Genomic DNA, 16,668 nt, shown 5'->3' with positions numbered 1-16,668 from the left:
CCTAGGTCCGCGATGGGCGGCATCCTCTCTTGCCGTGGGCGATTTCGCTCAGGAGGCCGGCTCTGGATCGAGCCCCAGGATGTCGATGACGAACACCAGCGTCGCTCCGCCGGGAATCGGCCCCTGACCGGCATCGCCGTACCCCTGGTCCGGCGGCACCACGACGAGAACCTGGGATCCGACGGTCTGACCCTCGAGAGCCGCGGCGAAGCCCGGCACGACCGCGGTCAGATCGAACGAGACCGGATCGCCGTCCCAGCTCGTGTCGAAGACCTCACGCGTGTCCCACAGCAGACCCGTGTAGTGGGCGCGAACCGGCTGCTCGCCGGTGACGACCTCGCCGTCGCCCTTCTTGATCGTTTGGATCGAGAGTTCGGTCGGGGCCGGGGCATCAGGGATGATGACTCCGGGTCGCCCGTTCGGGGCGCGGACGACGGACGGAAGACCGTTGCTGTCGGTGAACTGGTCAGCGCCATCCGCCTTCGGAAGGTAGACCTTCCGAACGTCGACGACGGCGACCGCGGAACTGCCCTCCTTGAGCCCGATCTGCGTCGCGGCAGCCGGGTTGATCGCATCTGCCGGTAGGGCGACAACGACGCGGTCCCCTTCCTGCGCGCAGTGAAGAGAATCCTCAAGCCCTGGCAGGGTGTCGATCCACCGCGACATCGAGAAAACGTTCTCGAGCGTCACGTCGTAGGAGGTGGCGACGGCCGGCTCACCGGTCTGACCGTTGAGGACCACCATGTCGAGGATGACCATCTGGTCGGTCGTGATGATCGGCGTCCCCTCCCCCTGCGTGAGGTCGGTCCATGCGAGCTCATCCACCTGGAACGGGGTATAGACCTCGACGTCGGGCGCCTCGCCGAACTCACCGGTGACTGTCACGAGATCGGTCGCTGCGGGGTCGGTATCGGTGACACGAGCGCACCCGTCGGCTGGGCTTGTCGAGCAACCGACGAGTCCGGCAGCTGTCAGTCCGAGGATCGCGAGGAAGGCGGGTGTCTTTCGCACCGGATCAGTCTAGGTGGTCAGGCTCAGCCGTTTCGTCGACCGTCACAGGGCCGCCGCCGGTGGCGGCTTGGCGGGCACCGTCAGCCGCCTTCTGCGCTTCGCGAACTCGTTTCCGCAGGTTCTTGTCGGTGATCTGACGGTCACCGACGGCACCGGGAGTCCACAGCTCGACATCCTCGTCGCCGTAGCTGCTCTTCGAGGCACGCCGCTTCTGCTCGGGCGCGACAGCGCCGGGCGCGAGGCGTCGAGCCCACAGCAAAAAGCCCGTGTGCGCGACCATTCGGTGGTCTGGGCGAACGGCGAGACCCTCGACGTGCCAGCCTCGCACCATCGTCTCGTTCGCGTCGGGTTCGGTGAACAGGCCGGTGTTGCGGATGTACTCGGCTACGCGGCTCAGTTGCGTGGCGGTCGCGATGTAGCAGAGGACTACCCCGCCCGGGGTCAGGGCCTCCGCAACGGCGTCGATGCACTCCCACGGGGCGAGCATGTCCAGGATGACGCGGTCTACCGTTCCGGGTTCGACGGCCGTCGGCAGCTCAGTCACGAGGTCGCCGACACGAACGTCCCAGGATGCCGGGCGGTGACCGAGGAAGGTCTCGACGTTGGCCTGCGCAACCTCGGCGAACTCCGGCCGTCTTTCGAACGAGACCAGTCGCCCGGCGTCGCCGATCGCGCGCAGCAGCCAAAGCGAGAGCGCGCCAGAGCCGACGCCGGCTTCCACCACGACGGCGCCCGGAAACACGTCAGCCTCGGAGAGGATCTGCGCCGCATCCTTCGGATACACGATCGCGGCGCCACGCGGCATCGACATCACGAAATCACGCAGCAGGGGGCGCAGCGCGAGGTACTCGTGGCCGGCGCTATTGACGACGACCGAGCCGTCCGGGATCCCAATGAGGGTCGAATGAGGCAGCACCCCGTGATGCGTGTGGAGTTCCCCACCTTCGCGAAGCGTAATCGTGTGCAGCCGGTTCTTCGGACCGGTGAGCTGGACACGGTCGCCCACGCGGAACGGACCGGACAGACGTGGTGTGGTGCTCATGCGGCGCCGACCTTTCGGTGTGCGCGGTGAAGCTCGCTGAGGTCCGAAGCTGTCACCCCGTGAAGTGTGGGCCAGACGGCGTGGGCACCGGCCCCCTCGAGCGAGACCATCGCGGGAACGCCCAGAACAACCGATCCCGCGGCTACAGCGGAGCGCAGCCCGTTCGGCGAGTCCTCGATCGCCACGGTGTCGGCTGGTTCTACGCCGAGCGATGTGCACGCCTGGAGATACGGATCCGGATACGGCTTCGGGCGGGTGACGTCATCGCCGGCGACGACGAGGTCGAATGCGTCGAAATCGATGAGCTCGGCGATATGGGAGGCCATCCGTCGCATCGACATCGTCACCAACGCTGTCTTCAGGCCGGCATCCTTCAGGTCGGCAAGAAGCTCGCGCGCGCCCGGTCGGAAGGGAACGCCGTCCCGCGAGATGCTGCGCATCACTTCGCTGGTGAGGTGCTCGATGATATCGCCGGTGGACATTCGCACTCCCTCTTCCTGCAGGATCCGCGCAGAATCCTCCAGGGCGAGCCCGACCAGCGACAGCGCCTTCTCGTGAGTCCAGGACCCGCCGTAGCTCTCAACGAGCGGCGTCTCAGCCGCAATCCAGTACGGTTCCGTATCGACGAGCGTGCCGTCCATATCCCAGAGCACGGCGGAGAGGGCGGGTGGCGCAGTCACCGGACCATGCTACCGACGGCCTCGTTGACGATTGCCCGCTGCCGGCTCCCCCCGACCTCGACGTTTCTCGCACCCGCCCGACAGCGGCATCCTATTCTGGATGGATCGCCACCTGAGGAGGTCACGTGGAGGGACTGGGACGCAGGGTTCTCGTCGCCGCATTCGACGGCTGGAACGACGCGGGTGAAGCAGCGTCCTCGGCGGTCGCTCATCTGCGCGACTCCGGCGGCTACGAGACTGTCTACTCGGTCGATCCCGAACTGTACTTCGACTATCAGTACACGCGTCCCCAGATTCGCACGACCGCGGATGGCGCCCGCGAGCTGACATGGCCAGAGACGACAATTCACCGTCCCACCCGCGCGACGCGGGGCACGCAGCTCTGGCTGCTCACGGGGGTCGAGCCGGCGCGAGCATGGCAGGCTTTCGCGTCCGAACTTGTCGATGTCGCCCTGCGCGAAGACATCACCGGGTTCGTTGCGATGGGGTCGATGATGGCGGATGTTCCGCACACTCGTCCGATCTCTGTCTTCGCGGGTAGCGAGAGCGAACCGGTGCGGACGTCCTTGGGACTTGAGCGCAGCTCCTACGAGGGCCCCGTCGGCATCCTGAGTGTGATCTCGCACGTCGCGACGGCTGCCGGCATCCCGGCGGCGCAATTGTGGGCCAGCGTCCCGCACTACGTCGCCGGCCACACTCCCTCACCCAAGGCGAGCCTGGCACTGCTCGATCGGCTTGAAGACATCACGGGCGCGAAGCTCGACCGCGGCGACCTTCCCGCTCAGGCACGCACGTGGGAGGCCTCCATCGACGCTGCGGCGGCCGACGATGAGGAGATGACGGAGTACATCCACCAGCTCGAACGCACGCGGGACACGTGGGACTCGCCGGAAGCGTCGGGGGATGCCATCGCGCAAGAGTTCGAGAAGTACCTTCGTCGTCGCGGCGACGGGCCCGGTCGCGGTGGACGCGACGAGCCTCGCAAGCCCTGACCCGTTTCGGCCCCGCTCACCCGAGTCAGTAGGGCTGGATGACGCCCATGCTCAGCAGCACGAGCAACGTCGCCCCGAGGGCTACCCGGTAGACCACGAACGGCAGGAAGCTGCGCTTGGAGATCCAGCTCATGAAGAAGGCGATGACGCCGAGCGCGACGATGAAGGCCACACCGGTGGCAGCAGCAGTCTCTATCGGGGTGAACGGCCCCTGCTCGTCCCAGCTCTTGAACAACTGATAGAAGCCGCTGCCGAAGACCGCAGGGATCGCCAGGAGGAAGGCGTACCGGGCTGCAGCCGCGCGTTCGTAACCGAGGAACAGTCCGGCGGTGATCGTGCCGCCAGACCGCGAGACTCCGGGGACCAGGGCGAGAGCTTGCGCGAACCCGAAGATGACGCCGTGTCCCAGGGTGAGCTGGTCCAGTTTTCGCCGCTTCGCACCCACGAGGTCGGCGATGCCCAGCAGTACGCCGAAGAAGATGAGCATTCCGGCGACGAGCCAGAGCGATCGGAGCGTCGTCTCGATCTGATCTTGGAAGAGCAGCCCGAGCACGACGATCGGCACCGATCCGATGATGATGAGCCAGCCCATGCGGGCGTCGGGATCATTCCGCGGCGCCCTCCCGACGAGGGCGAGCGACCAGCGTGAGACGATCCGCACGATATCGCGCCAGAAGAAGACGACGACCGCCGCCTCGGTACCGATCTGGGTGATGGCGGTGAAGGCTGCACCCGGGTCCTCAGCGCTCGGAAGAAATTCGCCCAGGATGCGCAGGTGAGCACTCGATGAGACCGGCAGAAACTCCGTGAGCCCCTGCACGAGGCCGAGGATGATTGCTTCCAGCAGCATGGATGCCTTCCGGATCAGTAAGACAACAGCAGGTCGGTCAGCACGCGCTGACCGAAGACGAGCGAGTCGAGCGGGACTCGCTCGTCAACACCGTGGAACATACCGGTGAAATCCAGATCCGCCGGAAGCCGCAGCGGCGCGAACCCGTAGCCTCGGATGCCGAGTTCAGCCAGTGCCTTGTTGTCGGTGCCTCCGCTCATCAGGTACGGGAGGACCGGAACGCCCGGGTCGTGTCGCCCGAGGGCAGCGACCATCGCATCGACCAGTTCGCCCTCGAAGGGCACCTCGAGACCGATGTCGCGGTGGACGACCTCGATCTCGATGTCCGGCCCGACGATGTCCTGGATGGCGCGCAGGGCACCATCCTCGCCGTCAGGAAGGGTCCGCACGTCGATCAACGCCTCGGCGCGGTCCGGGATGACATTGTGCTTGTACCCGGCGGCGAGCGCAGTCGGATTCGTCGTGGTGCGGATGGTGGAGCGTAGGAATCTCGACGCCGGCCCTGCCGCCGCGGCCACCGCATCAGGGTCATCCGATGCCTGGCCGGTGAGTTCGGCGATCCGTTGGGTCAGCCGTTCCGTCGTCGCGGTCAGTTCCACCGGCCACGCCGTGCGTCCGAGCGCGGCGACGGCCTCGGCGAGGCGGGTGACAGCGTTGTCTTCATGGAAGGCGCTGCCGTGAGCGGCCCGTCCGCGGGCGATGAGGCGGATCCAGACCAGCGCCTTCTCGCCGACTTGCAGGAGGTAGGCGCGGCGACCGGCGAGGTCGATCGAGTAACCGCCGACCTCGCTGATGGCCTCGGTCGCGCCAGCGAACCACTCCGGGTGGTCGCGAACGACCAGTGCGGAGCCCTCGCCGCCGCCGTTTTCTTCGTCCGCGAAGAAGGTCACCACGAGGTCACGCGCTGGCTGACGCCCGCTGCGCAGGATGTCTGCGACAGAGGTGAGGATCATGGCGTCCATGTCTTTCATGTCGACCGCGCCGCGTCCCCACAGCATCCCGTCGCGAATCTCTCCTGCGAAGGGGTCGACCGACCAGTCCTCAGCGACAGCTGGCACGACGTCGAGGTGCCCGTGGACAACAAGCGCGGGCTTGTCGCGGTTCACTCCCGGAATGCGAACGCCGACGTTCGTTCGCCGGTCGATCGGTTCGTAGATCTCGGGCGTCAGGTCGAGCTTCCGAAGATAGTCGGCCACGTACTCTGCGGCTTCGCGTTCGCCGCGGGCCTGTCCCCCACCCCAGTTCGTGGTGTCGAAACGGATGAGGTCCCGGGCGACGACGACGACTTCGGGGAGATCCGATTCGGTATGCGACACGGCCACCAACCTACCGCGATCAGACGACGCGAATGTTTCGGGTCGAGACCTCCTGCGATTATCGGCGGTGCCGCGGACGTGATAATGTCGATCTTCGGTTGCGAAGCCGAAACCACTCTGCGCGGGTGGCGGAATAGGTAGACGCGCTAGCTTGAGGTGCTAGTGCCCGTATAGGGCGTGGGGGTTCAAGTCCCCCTCGCGCACAAACGAAAATGGGTCCCGAAAGGGGCCCTTTTTCGTTTGTGCGGGAGGGGTAGACGCGGACGCACCGGGGTGGGCCCACGCCGCCGGAGGCTCCGCGCGCTGCGCAGCGCGGCGCGTGGAGCGGCGGTGGGGAGGCCCACGCCGCCGGAGGCTCCGCGCGCTGCGCAGCGCGGCGCGCGGAGTGGCGGTGGGGACAAGTCCCCCCTCGCGCACAAACGAAAATGGGTCCCGAAAGGGGCCCTTTTTCGTTTGTCTGGGCTTCGCTAGCTCGTTACGGTTTCGCTGTCCGCGGCGGGGATGTTGCAGACATCGCCTTCGCAGACGATCCCGTCACCACCGAGCATGGTGAACGGCTGGGCAGCATCCTGTTGGGTCGGGGACGAACCGCTCATGCCGGAGTCCGCTCCGACGCCACCTGGGCGAGCACCTGAGCGAAGGTCGCGCTCTCCTGTGCCCCCGAAACGCCGTACTTGCCGTCGAATACGTAGAAGGGCACACCCTGGATGCCGTACGCGGCAGCTTGCGCGACATCCGCCTTCACCGCGGCGGTGTACTGGCCGGACTCGAGCGCGCGGACGACGTCATCATGGTCGAGCCCGACCGTGGCGGCGAGATCGGCGAGATCATCGACCCGGCCGACGTGCCCGCCATCGACGAAGTATGCCTTCAGCAACGCTTCCTTCATCTCTTCCTGCAGACCGTGCGCCTTCGCATAGTGCAAGAGTTCGTGGGCCTTGATCGTGTTCGTCTGATGGATGTGGTCGTAGTCGTAGGCGAGCCCCTCGCCTGCAGCGAGCGTCGTCACCCGCTCGACCATCTGAGCGGCCTGCTCCGGCGAGACCCCCTTGCGCTCGGAGAGGTACTGCACCGGCGACCCGTCGTAATCGACAGGCGTGTCAGGGGCAAGCTCGAAGGAGTGATACTCGATCTCCACGGGTACTCCGGACGCCGCCACGCCCTTCTCGAAGCGCCGCTTGCCGATGTAGCACCAGGGGCACTGCACATCGGACCAGACATCGACCTTGATCGGGGAAGCAGAAGACTCGCTCATGTCACACCGAACCGCGGCATCCCCGACACTATTCCCGGCGGCAGCGGCGGAAGCGGGCTCGCGGTCAGCCGACCGTCACTCCGAACAGCAGCCCCAGAAGGTAGGTCACCGCTGCCGCACCGAATCCGATCGCAAGCTGTCGCAGCGCGCGCTTCAGGGGCGGACCGCCGGACAGCAGCCCCACCGTGGCCCCTGTGGCCAGGAGCGCGACACCGACGAGCGCCAGCGCTGTCGCGACTGCCGCGAGTCCGGATAGTCCGAAGACCCACGGCAGCACCGGGATGATCGCTCCGGATGCGAAGAACAGGAAGCTGGAGAGCGCTGCGCCCCACGCACTTCCGACGACGTCGTCCTCGGCATCGCCCGCCACGCCTCCGCGGGCCAGAGCGCCGGGACCCGCCGTTTGAGCATCGCCGATGATCGCTCGCGCCGCTGTGAGCGCCTCTTCCTCTGGCATCCCGCGCGTGCGAAACACCAGAGCCAGTTCGTTCGCATCGAGGTCGAGGAACGACAACACCTCGTCGGCGTAATCGTTCGGCTGCGTCGCCGCGAGCAGCTCGCGCTGGGATCGCACCGAGACGAACTCACCGGCACCCATTGACAGCGCACCGGCGAGAAGGCCCGCGATACCGCTGAACAGCACGAGTTGCGGGGCGACTCCGGTCGCACCGATTCCCATCACCAGGGCGAGGTTCGAAACCAGTCCGTCGTTCGCGCCGAACACCGCGGCTCGGAACGTCCCCGACAGCCGCCGTCGCCCGCGGGCCGCAAGCCCACGCACGACCTCGTGATGGATCTTCTCGTCGGCCGCCATCTGCGAAGTCGCATGCGGATCGCTGTCGTAGGGAGAGCGCGCTTCGGCGTTTTGGGCGAGAGCGAGCACGAAGATCGAGCCGAAATGCCGCGCCATCCACGCAAGCATTCGAGTCGACACGCGGGGTCGCGGCAGCGTACTCGGCTCGCCCCCGAGCAACTGCAGCCAGTGCGACTCGTGCCGACGTTCGGCATCGGCGAGGGCTTCCAGGATCGCCCGCTCTTCCCCGGTGCGGCGAGCAGCCAGCTCACGGTATACGCGCGCTTCAGCGCGCTCGTCCACAAGGTACTGAGCCCACCTCCGCCGCTCACCAGCCGTCGATTCGGCGTTCATCGGGCTCCTTCTGGGTCTTCCCCAGGCTAGGAGACGCCACCGGGCCCCCGATGCCGAATCCGTGGATTCGCAGCATTTTGGAGCACCGAATCCCGGCTACGACCTCACTCGGGCACGCAACACATCGATGCGCGCCTGGAGCTGCGCGACAGTTGCGTGCGAGACGGCGGGGCCGCCACAGATGCGGCGAAGCTCGGCATGAACGTGGCCGTGTTGCTCACCAGACTGTCTCGCATAGAGCCCCACGAGGCTGTTGAGCAGCTGCCGTTGTTCCTTCAGCGTGCGGTGCAGGGCAGGAGGCGGCGCGTCATCCGTTGCCCCTACTTCGCGCTCCTTTGCTTCACGCGCCTGCCGGTGACGGCTTTGCCGCGCCTGCCGCTGCATCAGCAGATCGTGCACGTGTTCGGGTTCGAGTAGCCCGGGAAGGCCGAGGAACTCCTCCTCTTCCGGCGTTCCGGGGGTGGCGAGCTGTCCGAACTCCTTGCCGTCGAACAGCACGCGGTCGAAATGGGCGATGGCACCCAGCGCGGCGTACTCGAACTCGTCGGTCAGCGCGTCGGATGTCGCATCCTCACGCTCGGCCGCCGCGAGCAGGTCATCTTCGGCCGACCACTCGCCGTCCTCGTCAGACCGCCGATCGAGGGCGTGATCGCGCTGCCGCTCGAGTTCGCCCGCCAGAGCGAGAAGCGGCGGCACGTGCGGAAGAAAGATGCTCGCGGTCTCGCCACGGCGTCGCGCGCGCACGAAACGCCCGATGGCCTGGGCGAAGAACAGCGGGGTGGACGCCGACGTTGCGTAGACGCCGACCGAAAGCCGTGGCACGTCGACGCCCTCAGACACCATTCGTACCGCGACCATCCACCGGGTCGTGTCGGCGGCGAAGGTCTCGATACGCGCGGATGCCTCGGGCTCGTCCGACAGCACGACGGTGGGCTCCTCACCGGTCACTGCCTGCAGGATCTGCGCGTAGGCCCGAGCGGCGGTCTGGTCGGTGGCGATCACGAGGCCACCGGCATCCGTGACGTGCTCTCGCACTTCGGTGAGCCGGCGGTCGGCGGAGCGCAGCACTGCCGGAATCCACTCGCCGCCGGGATCGAGAGCTGTCCGCCAGGCCTGCGCCGTGATGTCTTTCGTGTTGTCTTGCCCGAGTTGGGCCTCCATCTCGTCGCCGGTGCGGGTTCGCCACCGCATGTGGCCGGCGTAGACAAGAAAGAGCACGGGACGCACGACACCGTCTTCGAGCGCACGTCGATACCCGTAGTCGTAGTCGGTACGAGACACCCGGATGCCGTCGGCGGTGGGGTGGTACTCCACGAAGGGGATGGGCGCCGTGTCGCTGCGGAACGGCGTACCCGACAGCAGCAGCCGCCGCGTTGCACGTCCGAAGGCCTCGCGGAGGGCGTCTCCCCAGCTGAGGGCATCCCCGCCGTGGTGCACCTCGTCGAGGATCACGAGGGTTCGGGCCGACTCGGTCACCACCTGATGCACCGATGCCTTCGTGGCGACCTGCGCGTACGTGACCGCGACCCCGTGGTAATGGCGGGCCGGGCGAGTGTGCCGATTCGTGAAGTGCGGGTCCAGCCGCAGCGAGACCCGGGCTGCAGCGTCGGCCCACTGGGTCTTCAGATGCTCGGTCGGGGCGACCACGACGACCCGGTCGATGATGTTGCGCCGCAGCAACTCGGTAGCAAGGCGCAGTGCGAAGGTCGTCTTGCCGGCGCCGGGCGTCGCGGCAGCGAGGAAGTCGCGAGGTCCACCGCCGGGACCGTCGGGCCCGTCCATGTCGAAGTACCGGTCGAGGGCTTCGGCCTGCCACGCGCGCAGGCGCCCGGCCGTTCCCCAGGGTGCACGCTGCGGGTAGGACGGCGACAGGTGTTCGGCGGCGAAGCTCCCCCGGGGATGGTCGGATGCCGGGACCGGCGCTGTCTCGTGCACGCTCCCCCTCCCACAAACATCGGTCGCTCGTCGGACCGCCCGACTACGATAGACGACCAGGAGGACAGAGCATGGCCGCCACCGACGAACACCGAACTCCGTTCATCGCGAACAGCGAACCTCACCCCTGGCGACGGTTCGTGGCGCTCGGTGATTCGTTCACGGAAGGCATCGGTGACCCCGACCCGACCCACCCCGGATCGCACCTGGGCTGGGCCGACCGCGTAGCTGAGGTGCTGGGATCACAGTCCGAAGACTTCGCATACGCAAATCTCGCGGTGCGCGGCAAACTCATCGCCCAGATCGTCGACGAACAGGTCGAGCCGGCACTCGAGCTTTCTCCCGACCTGATCACGTTCTGCGCGGGGGCAACGACGTCATCCGGCCCGGTACCGACCCTGACGAGATCTCGCAGTTGTTCGAGGATGCGGTCGTGCGTCTGAGCAGCACCGGCGCGACAGTCGTGATCTTCACGGGCATCGACACGAGCTTCACTCCCGTCTTCCGCGCGTTTCGCGGGAAGATCGCGATCTATAACGAAAACCTGCGCGCCATCGCAGACCGCTACGACTGCATCGTCGCCGACCAGTGGTCGCTCAAAGAGATTCAAGATCCCCGGTTCTTCGATGACGACAGACTCCACCTGAACGCGCTGGGTCACCACGAGGTCGCGCGGATGGTCTTGCGTGCGTTGAATGTGTCCAACGACCTCGTGCCGATGCAGCCGGATCCCTTCCCGACCCGCACGTGGCGCGAAGCGCGTGCCGGAGATCTCGTCTGGGCACGCACGCACCTCGTGCCGTGGGTCCTGCGGCGCCTGCGACACCAGTCATCGGGCGACAACCTGACAGCCAAGCGCCCTCAACCGCTCCCGATCGCGACCACCGGTGCGATCAGCCTGCCGACAGAGGATGCCTGAGCGCCCACAGCGCGACAGCGCTCGCGGCGGCAACGTTCAGTGAGTCGACGCCTCCCGCCATCGGGATGGTCACGACAGTGTCAGCAACGCCAAGAGCTTTCGGTGTGAGCCCGTCGCCCTCGGCGCCAAGCAGAAGCGCCACACGGGAGGTCGGCTCGAAGTCGTCGAGCGAAACAGCGTCCTCACGCAGCGCAAGAGCGGCGATCTGGAAGCCTTCCTCGTGCAGAATGCTGCGGGTCTGGTCCCAGTCGGGTAGGCGCGTCCACGGCACTTGGAAGACCGTTCCCATGCTCACTCTGACGCTGCGCCGGTAGAGCGGATCGGCACAGCGCGCAGACACCAGCACTGCATCGGCGCCCAGCCCTGCGCAGGCGCGGAAGATCGCCCCCACGTTGGTGTGATCGACGATGTCCTCGAGCACAACGACGAGTCTCGCCTCCCGCAGCACGTCTCGAAGCGGCGGCATCTCCGGCCGGTGCATCGCCGCCAGAGCGCCACGGTGCACGGCGTAGCCTGTGAGGCGCTCAGCGAGGTCGGCACCGACGACGTAGACCGGAACGTCCGGGTGCTGCGCGAGCAGCGGGGCGAGATCATCGATCCACTTCTGCTGGGTCAGGACCGAACGCGGCCGATGACCCGCACCCAGCGCGCGGGCAATGACCTTCGCGGATTCTGCGATATACAGCCCCCCTGCGGGCTCGATGCGTCGACGCAGGGCGACATCGGTGAGATCGCGGTAATCCTCCAGCCGTGGGTCGTTGGCATCCAGGATGTCGACGCGCTGCATCCTTTGATCCTCTCACTCGTGCGGTGCGGACCCAGCAGCACGAAACATGCCGGAAAACGTGGATGCCTAAACTTGAACCAGGCGAGACAGAGGAGGCAGGGATGTCGCTCATCGACGGCGCTGCCACGGACGTTCCCGAAGCTCTCGCCCATGCGCTGCGCGTCCTTGACGGGCGCTCAATGACGATCCTCACCGGTGCTGGCGTTTCGACCGACTCGGGAATCCCGGACTATCGCGGAAAGGGTGCGCCGGTGCGCCGCCCCATGACCGTCGAGCAGTTTCTTGGCAGCGATGCCGCACGTCGGCGCTATTGGGTCGGCTCCCACCTCGGGTGGCGCAGCTTCGCCTCGGCAGAACCCAATGCGGGGCATCGTGCCATCGCCACACTCGAAGAGCACGGGGTTGCCACCGGGGTGATCACACAGAACGTGGACGGTCTGCACGTGCGGGCCGGCAGCCGCCGCGTGGTTGAGCTGCACGGCACGATGCGTCGCGTGTTCTGCACCCGCTGCGGCCAGGTCTTCGACCGGCGGGATCTGTCTTCACGGGTGGAGAGTGACAACCCCTGGCTGGTCACGACGCACGAACTGCCCCTTGGACCCGATGGCGATGTGACGCCCGAAAGTACCGACGGTTTCATCGTGCCGGACTGCTCGGTGTGCACGGGAACCCTCAAACCCGATGTCGTCTTCTTCGGCGAGTACATTCCGACCGAGAAGTTCCGTGAGGCAGAGCAGCTCGTCCTGGGCAGCGAAGCCCTCGTCATCGCCGGCTCTTCTCTCGTGGTGAACTCCGGCATCCGCCTGCTGGAACGGGCGCGCCGCCGGCGAATCCCGATCGTGATCATCAACCGCGGTCAGACGCGAGCGGACGGGCGCGCCACCGTGAAGATCGACGGTGGAACCTCCGAGGCCCTCACAGCGCTGCTCGAGGGATTGGTGACGCCAGTCGGTCAGCGAGAGCTGGCAAGTAGTCTCGAGAGGTGACCCACCTCACGCTCATCCGTCATGGCGAGACGGACTGGAATCGCGCCCGGCTCATTCAGGGCAGTACCGACATCCCCCTCAACGAGACTGGACGAGCGCAAGCCCGTCAGACCGCCGAACGGCTACGCGGAGCACTCGAAGACCCGACCGCTGCGCGCATCGTCAGCAGCGACCTCTCTCGCGCCCGTGAGACAGCGCAGATCATCGCTGACCAGTGGGGATCGGAGGCGCCACTGGCGTACTCGGCGCTCCGTGAGCGCGCCTACGGCGAGGCCGAAGGGCTGACGGTCGATGATTTCGCCGTGCGGTGGGGCAACTGGTACACGGCCGAGGTGCCCGGCGCGGAATCGCGTGAGCAGCTGCAGCTGCGGGCGTTCGCGGCATTGGATGCCGTCGTCACCGACGCTCTTGCCGCTCAGCCCGATCTCACGCGAGTATTCGTGGTCACTCACGGCGCACTCATCCGTTCCGTCATCCATCACGTGAGCGACGGCAGGCTACCTGCCCGCGAAGAGCGGCTTGCCAACGGATCCGACTACACCTTCCAGTACTCGCCCGATGGACTCACCTTGGTCGACTACGCGGGGGCGGCAGTCTCCCTATAGGTTGGGCATACCGATCCGCCCATCGGACTGCGCTACGCAGCTCGCTCAGTTTCGTGATGACATTGTGAGCAACATGAGCAATCCGCGAATCAGCGACATGCTAGCCTTCCGCGATATGACCGCTCTTGACCATGTCGACCTTGAGCTCCTGGCTGCGCTCGCGGCGGACCCGCGCGCGACCGTGGTGGCGCTGTCGGATCGCCTCGGTCTGTCTCGGAACACCGTGCAGGCGCGGATGTCGAGGCTCGACAAGGCAGGCGTCTTCCTCTCGTACGAACGGGCTCTCTCCCCCACCGCTCTGGGTTTTCCCATTGAGGCATTCCTCAACGTCACGGTCCGCCAGGCTGACTTGCCACGGATCACAGCAGAACTCGAGAGAATCCCCGAGATCGTTCAGGTGCACGGCCTGAGCGGGACCGTGGATTTGCTCGTCCGAGTAGCGTGCCGCGATACCCAGCATCTGTTCGATACCGATGCCCGCATCCTCGCGATCGAGGGCGTCGAGCGCACCGAGACCTCGCTGGCGATGGGTGAAGTGATCGGCTATCGGGTGGGCCCACTCATGGAGCTGGCACGAGAGGAACGCTAGCTTTCTCTTCCTTCGCGGCCTCGCCGGGATCGGAACGCACGAGGATCACTCCCGTCAAGATCATCGCTCCCCCGACTGCCTGCATCACGGTCGGCACCTCGGCGATCACAACCCACGCAATGAGCAGCGCGAACAGAACCTCGGTGAGCCCGACGAACGACGCGACGCGGGAACCGAGCATCGATCCCGCTCGCACCCCGAACGCGTAGCCTCCGGCAGTTGCCACGACAATCACCCACGCGATGGGGACGTACCAGGGAAGGCTGACGCCGGCCAGTACGACGTCGACGTCCGGAGCCGTGAACGCCAAGAAGCCGGTACCCACGAGCACGCCCATCAGAAGTGCGCCGGTGATGAGACCGCCCGAGGCTAGCGCGAGCGGCGGGATGTCGTCGCCGGTCTTCTCGGCGATGAGAAAGTACGCGGCGGTGCAGGCGGCTGCCCCCAAGGCGAGCAGGGTGCCGAGCAGGTCGAAGCTTGCCCCGGCAATGTCGACGACGAGCACGAGGCCCGCGATCGCGAGAACCGAGCCCGCGAGAATGCGGCGGGAGGGTGCTCGCCGGGTGCGCACCCACGCGAGCCCGACGAGCAAGACCGGAGCCAAGTACTGGATGAGCAGGGCCATCGCCACCGGCATCCGTTGCAGGGCAGCGAAGTAGAAGATCTGGCAACCGGCCACTCCGGTGAGCCCGAAAGCCACGATTAGCAGGCCGTGCTTGCGAAGAAAGCCGGGCCGGCGACGGATCGTCACAATCAGCACGGGCGCGAGAATCAGGGCGGCTCCACCCATGCGCAGCAACAGGGTCGCGCCCAGGCTCCATCCTGCCTCCATCAGGGGCTTCATGAAGCTCCCCGAGGACGCGAAGCTCAGCGCGGACAACAGTCCGATCGCGAGCCCCGCCAGCGAGGAGTGCCGACGCGCAGGAGCGGTGAGCACGGGGACCGGAGCGGTCGGAGCGGACATGGGCGGCCTGTCAGGAGTGAAAGGGGGTGACACTCGTGACACACTGGTCACGAACGAAACAGTAGCCCTCGGCATGTCAGGAGTCAACATGGTTTTTATCCATGACACCGAGATGGCCCTGCGCGCGGCCGTCGACCTGGTCAACACGCTGCCCCTCGGCGGTGACGACGACACCCTTACTACCGCAGACGAGTACGATGCCTTCCTCGCACGCTACCCCTACAGCGGCACGGTTTCACGCACGCGTGATGAGCACGAGGCTGTGCGCGCCATCCGGTCTCGTCTTCGCACCCTCTGGGGAGTCGACCGTGAGAGTGCCGTGCCGATCGTCAATGCCATGCTCCGCGACGGTGAGGCGCTTCCCCAACTCGTGATCCACGACGAGTACGACTGGCACGTGCACGCGTCGGATGACGATGCGCCCCTGGCCACACGCATCCTGGTCGAGACAGCGATGGCCTTCGTGGAGGTCATCCGCATGGACGAGTACGATCGGGTGCTGGTCTGTGAGGCTGACGACTGCGAAGGAGTTCTGGTCGATTTCTCCCGCAACCGCTCGAAGCGCTACTGCGACACCGGCAACTGCGGCAACCGCATGAATGTCATCGCGTATCGGGCTCGTCGAGCCCAAGAAACGTCCTGATTGCAGCGGCGGCCGGCGCTGGCGTTTCGTAGTGGATGAGGTGTCCGACATCCGCGATCTCGACGAGGGCGGCGTTGGCGAACAGGCGCGCGAGCTCGCGCTCCGCCTCGATCGGCGTGATGTCATCGCGCTCGGCCGCGATGAGCAACGTCGGCTGCGTGATGCGGGAAGCGAATTCCCTGACGTCGTGGGAGACCGAGGCCACAAACGCATCGTGCAGCACATCACGATCGGCGAAGCGCGAGAAGTACGTGTCGTGCTGGTCGTGGATGAACCGGCGCAACTCAGGGTCCCGCGTCTTGGCCATTGACACGCTCATGACCCGCACGACTGCACCGTTTCTGAGGAGCGCAGTACCGACGCCGCTCGGTAGCCGCGCGCCGGCCCAGTAGTAAAAGACCGCGAGCCGGGTGAGGATCCCCCGCGGCCCTTCCAGCGCGGGCGCGCCGATCGGATTCACCAGGATGACACGCGGGGTATCGAGCCCGGCGTCCACGGCGGCAGCCACCACGATCGAGCCGAAAGAGTGACCGAGGATGACCGCCCCCGGCGCGACACGAGAAACGAACTCGGCGAGCCACTCGGCATACAGCGACAGGTCATGCCTGCGCCCGGCGATCGGCGCCGTGTCACCGAAGCCGGGGAGATCGGGCGAGATGATGCGCATTCCCGGGAGGTAAGCGACGACGGGCTCCAGCCCGTGGTGCTCGCCGCGGAAGCCATGAACGGCGACGACGGTGACCGGCGCATCTGCCGGTCCGTAGTCCCAGTACGCAGTCGTGCCGCCGAGCACTGACACCTCACGGCCGGTGACCGGAATCTCGTCCAGAAGCGCGGCGTACGGATGCGGGGCGGGCACCCGACGAGTCTACTGAGCGCACCCGCCCCTTCGACGCTGACAGAAACGACGAAGACCCCGCTCGAAAGCGAGGTCTTCGTCGTGTGCG

Annotated in this window: 17 protein-coding genes, 1 tRNA gene and 1 pseudogene; 7 read left to right on the top strand and 12 right to left on the bottom strand. The window is 66.5% G+C overall.

The genetic code is table 11. The annotated features are described in order from the left end of the window. Positions 1 to 48: 48 nt before the first annotated feature. The 3 genes from MICSW_RS07375 to MICSW_RS07365 are packed head-to-tail and all read right to left on the bottom strand — an operon-like array spanning position 49 to position 2,733. Positions 49 to 1,011 carry an FKBP-type peptidyl-prolyl cis-trans isomerase gene (locus tag MICSW_RS07375; protein ID WP_464498173.1) on the bottom strand — a complete coding sequence of 321 codons (963 nt, stop codon included), beginning with the start codon at positions 1,009 to 1,011 and terminating at the stop codon, positions 49 to 51. A gap of 4 nt (positions 1,012 to 1,015) precedes the next feature. Further along, complete coding sequence (locus MICSW_RS07370) at positions 1,016 to 2,053, bottom strand: tRNA (adenine-N1)-methyltransferase (protein ID WP_292727515.1); 1,038 nt, start codon at positions 2,051 to 2,053, stop codon at positions 1,016 to 1,018. Then, positions 2,050 to 2,733: an HAD family hydrolase gene (locus MICSW_RS07365; protein ID WP_464498170.1), complete on the bottom strand. Its 684-nt coding sequence runs from the start codon at positions 2,731 to 2,733 to the stop codon at positions 2,050 to 2,052. The genes MICSW_RS07370 and MICSW_RS07365 overlap by 4 nt, the downstream gene beginning before the upstream one ends. 125 nt (positions 2,734 to 2,858) lie before the next feature. Here MICSW_RS07365 and MICSW_RS07360 point away from each other — a divergent pair, with 125 nt between their 5' ends. Continuing rightward, positions 2,859 to 3,725 (top strand): PAC2 family protein, encoded by an 867-nt coding sequence (locus MICSW_RS07360; RefSeq protein WP_292734621.1) that lies wholly within the window; start codon positions 2,859 to 2,861, stop codon positions 3,723 to 3,725. A 25-nt stretch (positions 3,726 to 3,750) separates the two neighbouring features. Here the strand turns inward: MICSW_RS07360 and MICSW_RS07355 are convergent, their stop codons facing one another. Further along, a complete protein-coding gene (locus MICSW_RS07355; RefSeq protein ID WP_228179068.1) occupies positions 3,751 to 4,575 on the bottom strand; it encodes an undecaprenyl-diphosphate phosphatase in 825 nt (274 codons plus the stop codon). A 14-nt stretch (positions 4,576 to 4,589) separates the two neighbouring features. Next, the gene (locus tag MICSW_RS07350) at positions 4,590 to 5,897 is read right to left on the bottom strand and encodes a M20/M25/M40 family metallo-hydrolase (protein WP_375237089.1); all 1,308 of its coding nucleotides are present in this window, start codon (positions 5,895 to 5,897) and stop codon (positions 4,590 to 4,592) included. 112 nt (positions 5,898 to 6,009) lie between these two features. Here MICSW_RS07350 and MICSW_RS07345 point away from each other — a divergent pair. Continuing rightward, a tRNA-Leu gene (locus MICSW_RS07345) sits at positions 6,010 to 6,095 on the top strand. Between the two features lie 263 nt (positions 6,096 to 6,358). Here the strand turns inward: MICSW_RS07345 and MICSW_RS07340 are convergent. The 4 genes from MICSW_RS07340 to MICSW_RS07325 form a co-directional block, all read right to left on the bottom strand. Beyond that, a complete protein-coding gene (locus MICSW_RS07340; protein WP_292727509.1) occupies positions 6,359 to 6,487 on the bottom strand; it encodes a hypothetical protein in 129 nt (42 codons plus the stop codon). Continuing rightward, positions 6,484 to 7,146 (bottom strand): DsbA family oxidoreductase, encoded by a 663-nt coding sequence (locus MICSW_RS07335; RefSeq protein WP_464498165.1) that lies wholly within the window; start codon positions 7,144 to 7,146, stop codon positions 6,484 to 6,486. Before MICSW_RS07335 ends, MICSW_RS07340 begins: the two co-directional genes overlap by 4 nt. Positions 7,147 to 7,210: 64 nt before the next feature. Next, positions 7,211 to 8,293, bottom strand: a complete 1,083-nt coding sequence (locus MICSW_RS07330) for a VIT1/CCC1 transporter family protein (RefSeq protein ID WP_464498163.1) — start codon at positions 8,291 to 8,293, stop codon at positions 7,211 to 7,213. A gap of 96 nt (positions 8,294 to 8,389) precedes the next feature. Next, positions 8,390 to 10,228 carry a DEAD/DEAH box helicase gene (locus tag MICSW_RS07325; protein WP_464498161.1) on the bottom strand — a complete coding sequence of 613 codons (1,839 nt, stop codon included), beginning with the start codon at positions 10,226 to 10,228 and terminating at the stop codon, positions 8,390 to 8,392. A 71-nt stretch (positions 10,229 to 10,299) separates the two neighbouring features. On the opposite strand from MICSW_RS07325, the pseudogene MICSW_RS07320 reads away from it, so the two are divergent. Then, a pseudogene (locus tag MICSW_RS07320) lies at positions 10,300 to 11,147 on the top strand (SGNH/GDSL hydrolase family protein). Here the strand turns inward: MICSW_RS07320 and MICSW_RS07315 are convergent. Then, complete coding sequence (locus MICSW_RS07315) at positions 11,122 to 11,934, bottom strand: TrmH family RNA methyltransferase (protein ID WP_228179062.1); 813 nt, start codon at positions 11,932 to 11,934, stop codon at positions 11,122 to 11,124. The pseudogene MICSW_RS07320 and the gene MICSW_RS07315 overlap by 26 nt on opposite strands. A gap of 101 nt (positions 11,935 to 12,035) precedes the next feature. Between MICSW_RS07315 and MICSW_RS07310 the strand changes: the two genes are divergently transcribed. From MICSW_RS07310 to MICSW_RS07300, 3 genes are all read left to right on the top strand, one after another. Further along, positions 12,036 to 12,920, top strand: coding sequence for a Sir2 family NAD-dependent protein deacetylase (locus MICSW_RS07310; protein WP_228179061.1), 885 nt, complete (start codon positions 12,036 to 12,038; stop codon positions 12,918 to 12,920). Next, the gene (locus MICSW_RS07305; RefSeq protein ID WP_292728278.1) at positions 12,917 to 13,525 is read left to right on the top strand and encodes a histidine phosphatase family protein; all 609 of its coding nucleotides are present in this window, start codon (positions 12,917 to 12,919) and stop codon (positions 13,523 to 13,525) included. Before MICSW_RS07310 ends, MICSW_RS07305 begins: the two co-directional genes overlap by 4 nt. A 115-nt stretch (positions 13,526 to 13,640) precedes the next feature. Continuing rightward, positions 13,641 to 14,114, top strand: a complete 474-nt coding sequence (locus MICSW_RS07300; protein WP_228179059.1) for an Lrp/AsnC family transcriptional regulator — start codon at positions 13,641 to 13,643, stop codon at positions 14,112 to 14,114. Here MICSW_RS07300 and MICSW_RS07295 read toward each other — a convergent pair. Continuing rightward, a complete protein-coding gene (locus MICSW_RS07295) occupies positions 14,086 to 15,078 on the bottom strand; it encodes an EamA family transporter (RefSeq protein ID WP_228179058.1) in 993 nt (330 codons plus the stop codon). The two genes, MICSW_RS07300 and MICSW_RS07295, sit on opposite strands and share 29 nt — an antisense overlap. Before the next feature lie 88 nt (positions 15,079 to 15,166). Here MICSW_RS07295 and MICSW_RS07290 point away from each other — a divergent pair, with 88 nt between their 5' ends. After that, positions 15,167 to 15,721 (top strand): CGNR zinc finger domain-containing protein, encoded by a 555-nt coding sequence (locus tag MICSW_RS07290; RefSeq protein ID WP_228179057.1) that lies wholly within the window; start codon positions 15,167 to 15,169, stop codon positions 15,719 to 15,721. On the opposite strand, the gene MICSW_RS07285 is transcribed toward MICSW_RS07290, so the two are convergent. Next, positions 15,681 to 16,580 carry an alpha/beta fold hydrolase gene (locus tag MICSW_RS07285; protein ID WP_464498153.1) on the bottom strand — a complete coding sequence of 300 codons (900 nt, stop codon included), beginning with the start codon at positions 16,578 to 16,580 and terminating at the stop codon, positions 15,681 to 15,683. The genes MICSW_RS07290 and MICSW_RS07285 overlap by 41 nt on opposite strands. Positions 16,581 to 16,668: the final 88 nt, after the last annotated feature.

The sequence above is a fragment of the Microbacterium sp. SW12 genome (genome assembly GCF_055391095.1).
The sequence above is the reverse complement of the archived record's forward strand: the minus strand, read 5'-3'. Positions and strand labels throughout refer to the sequence as shown.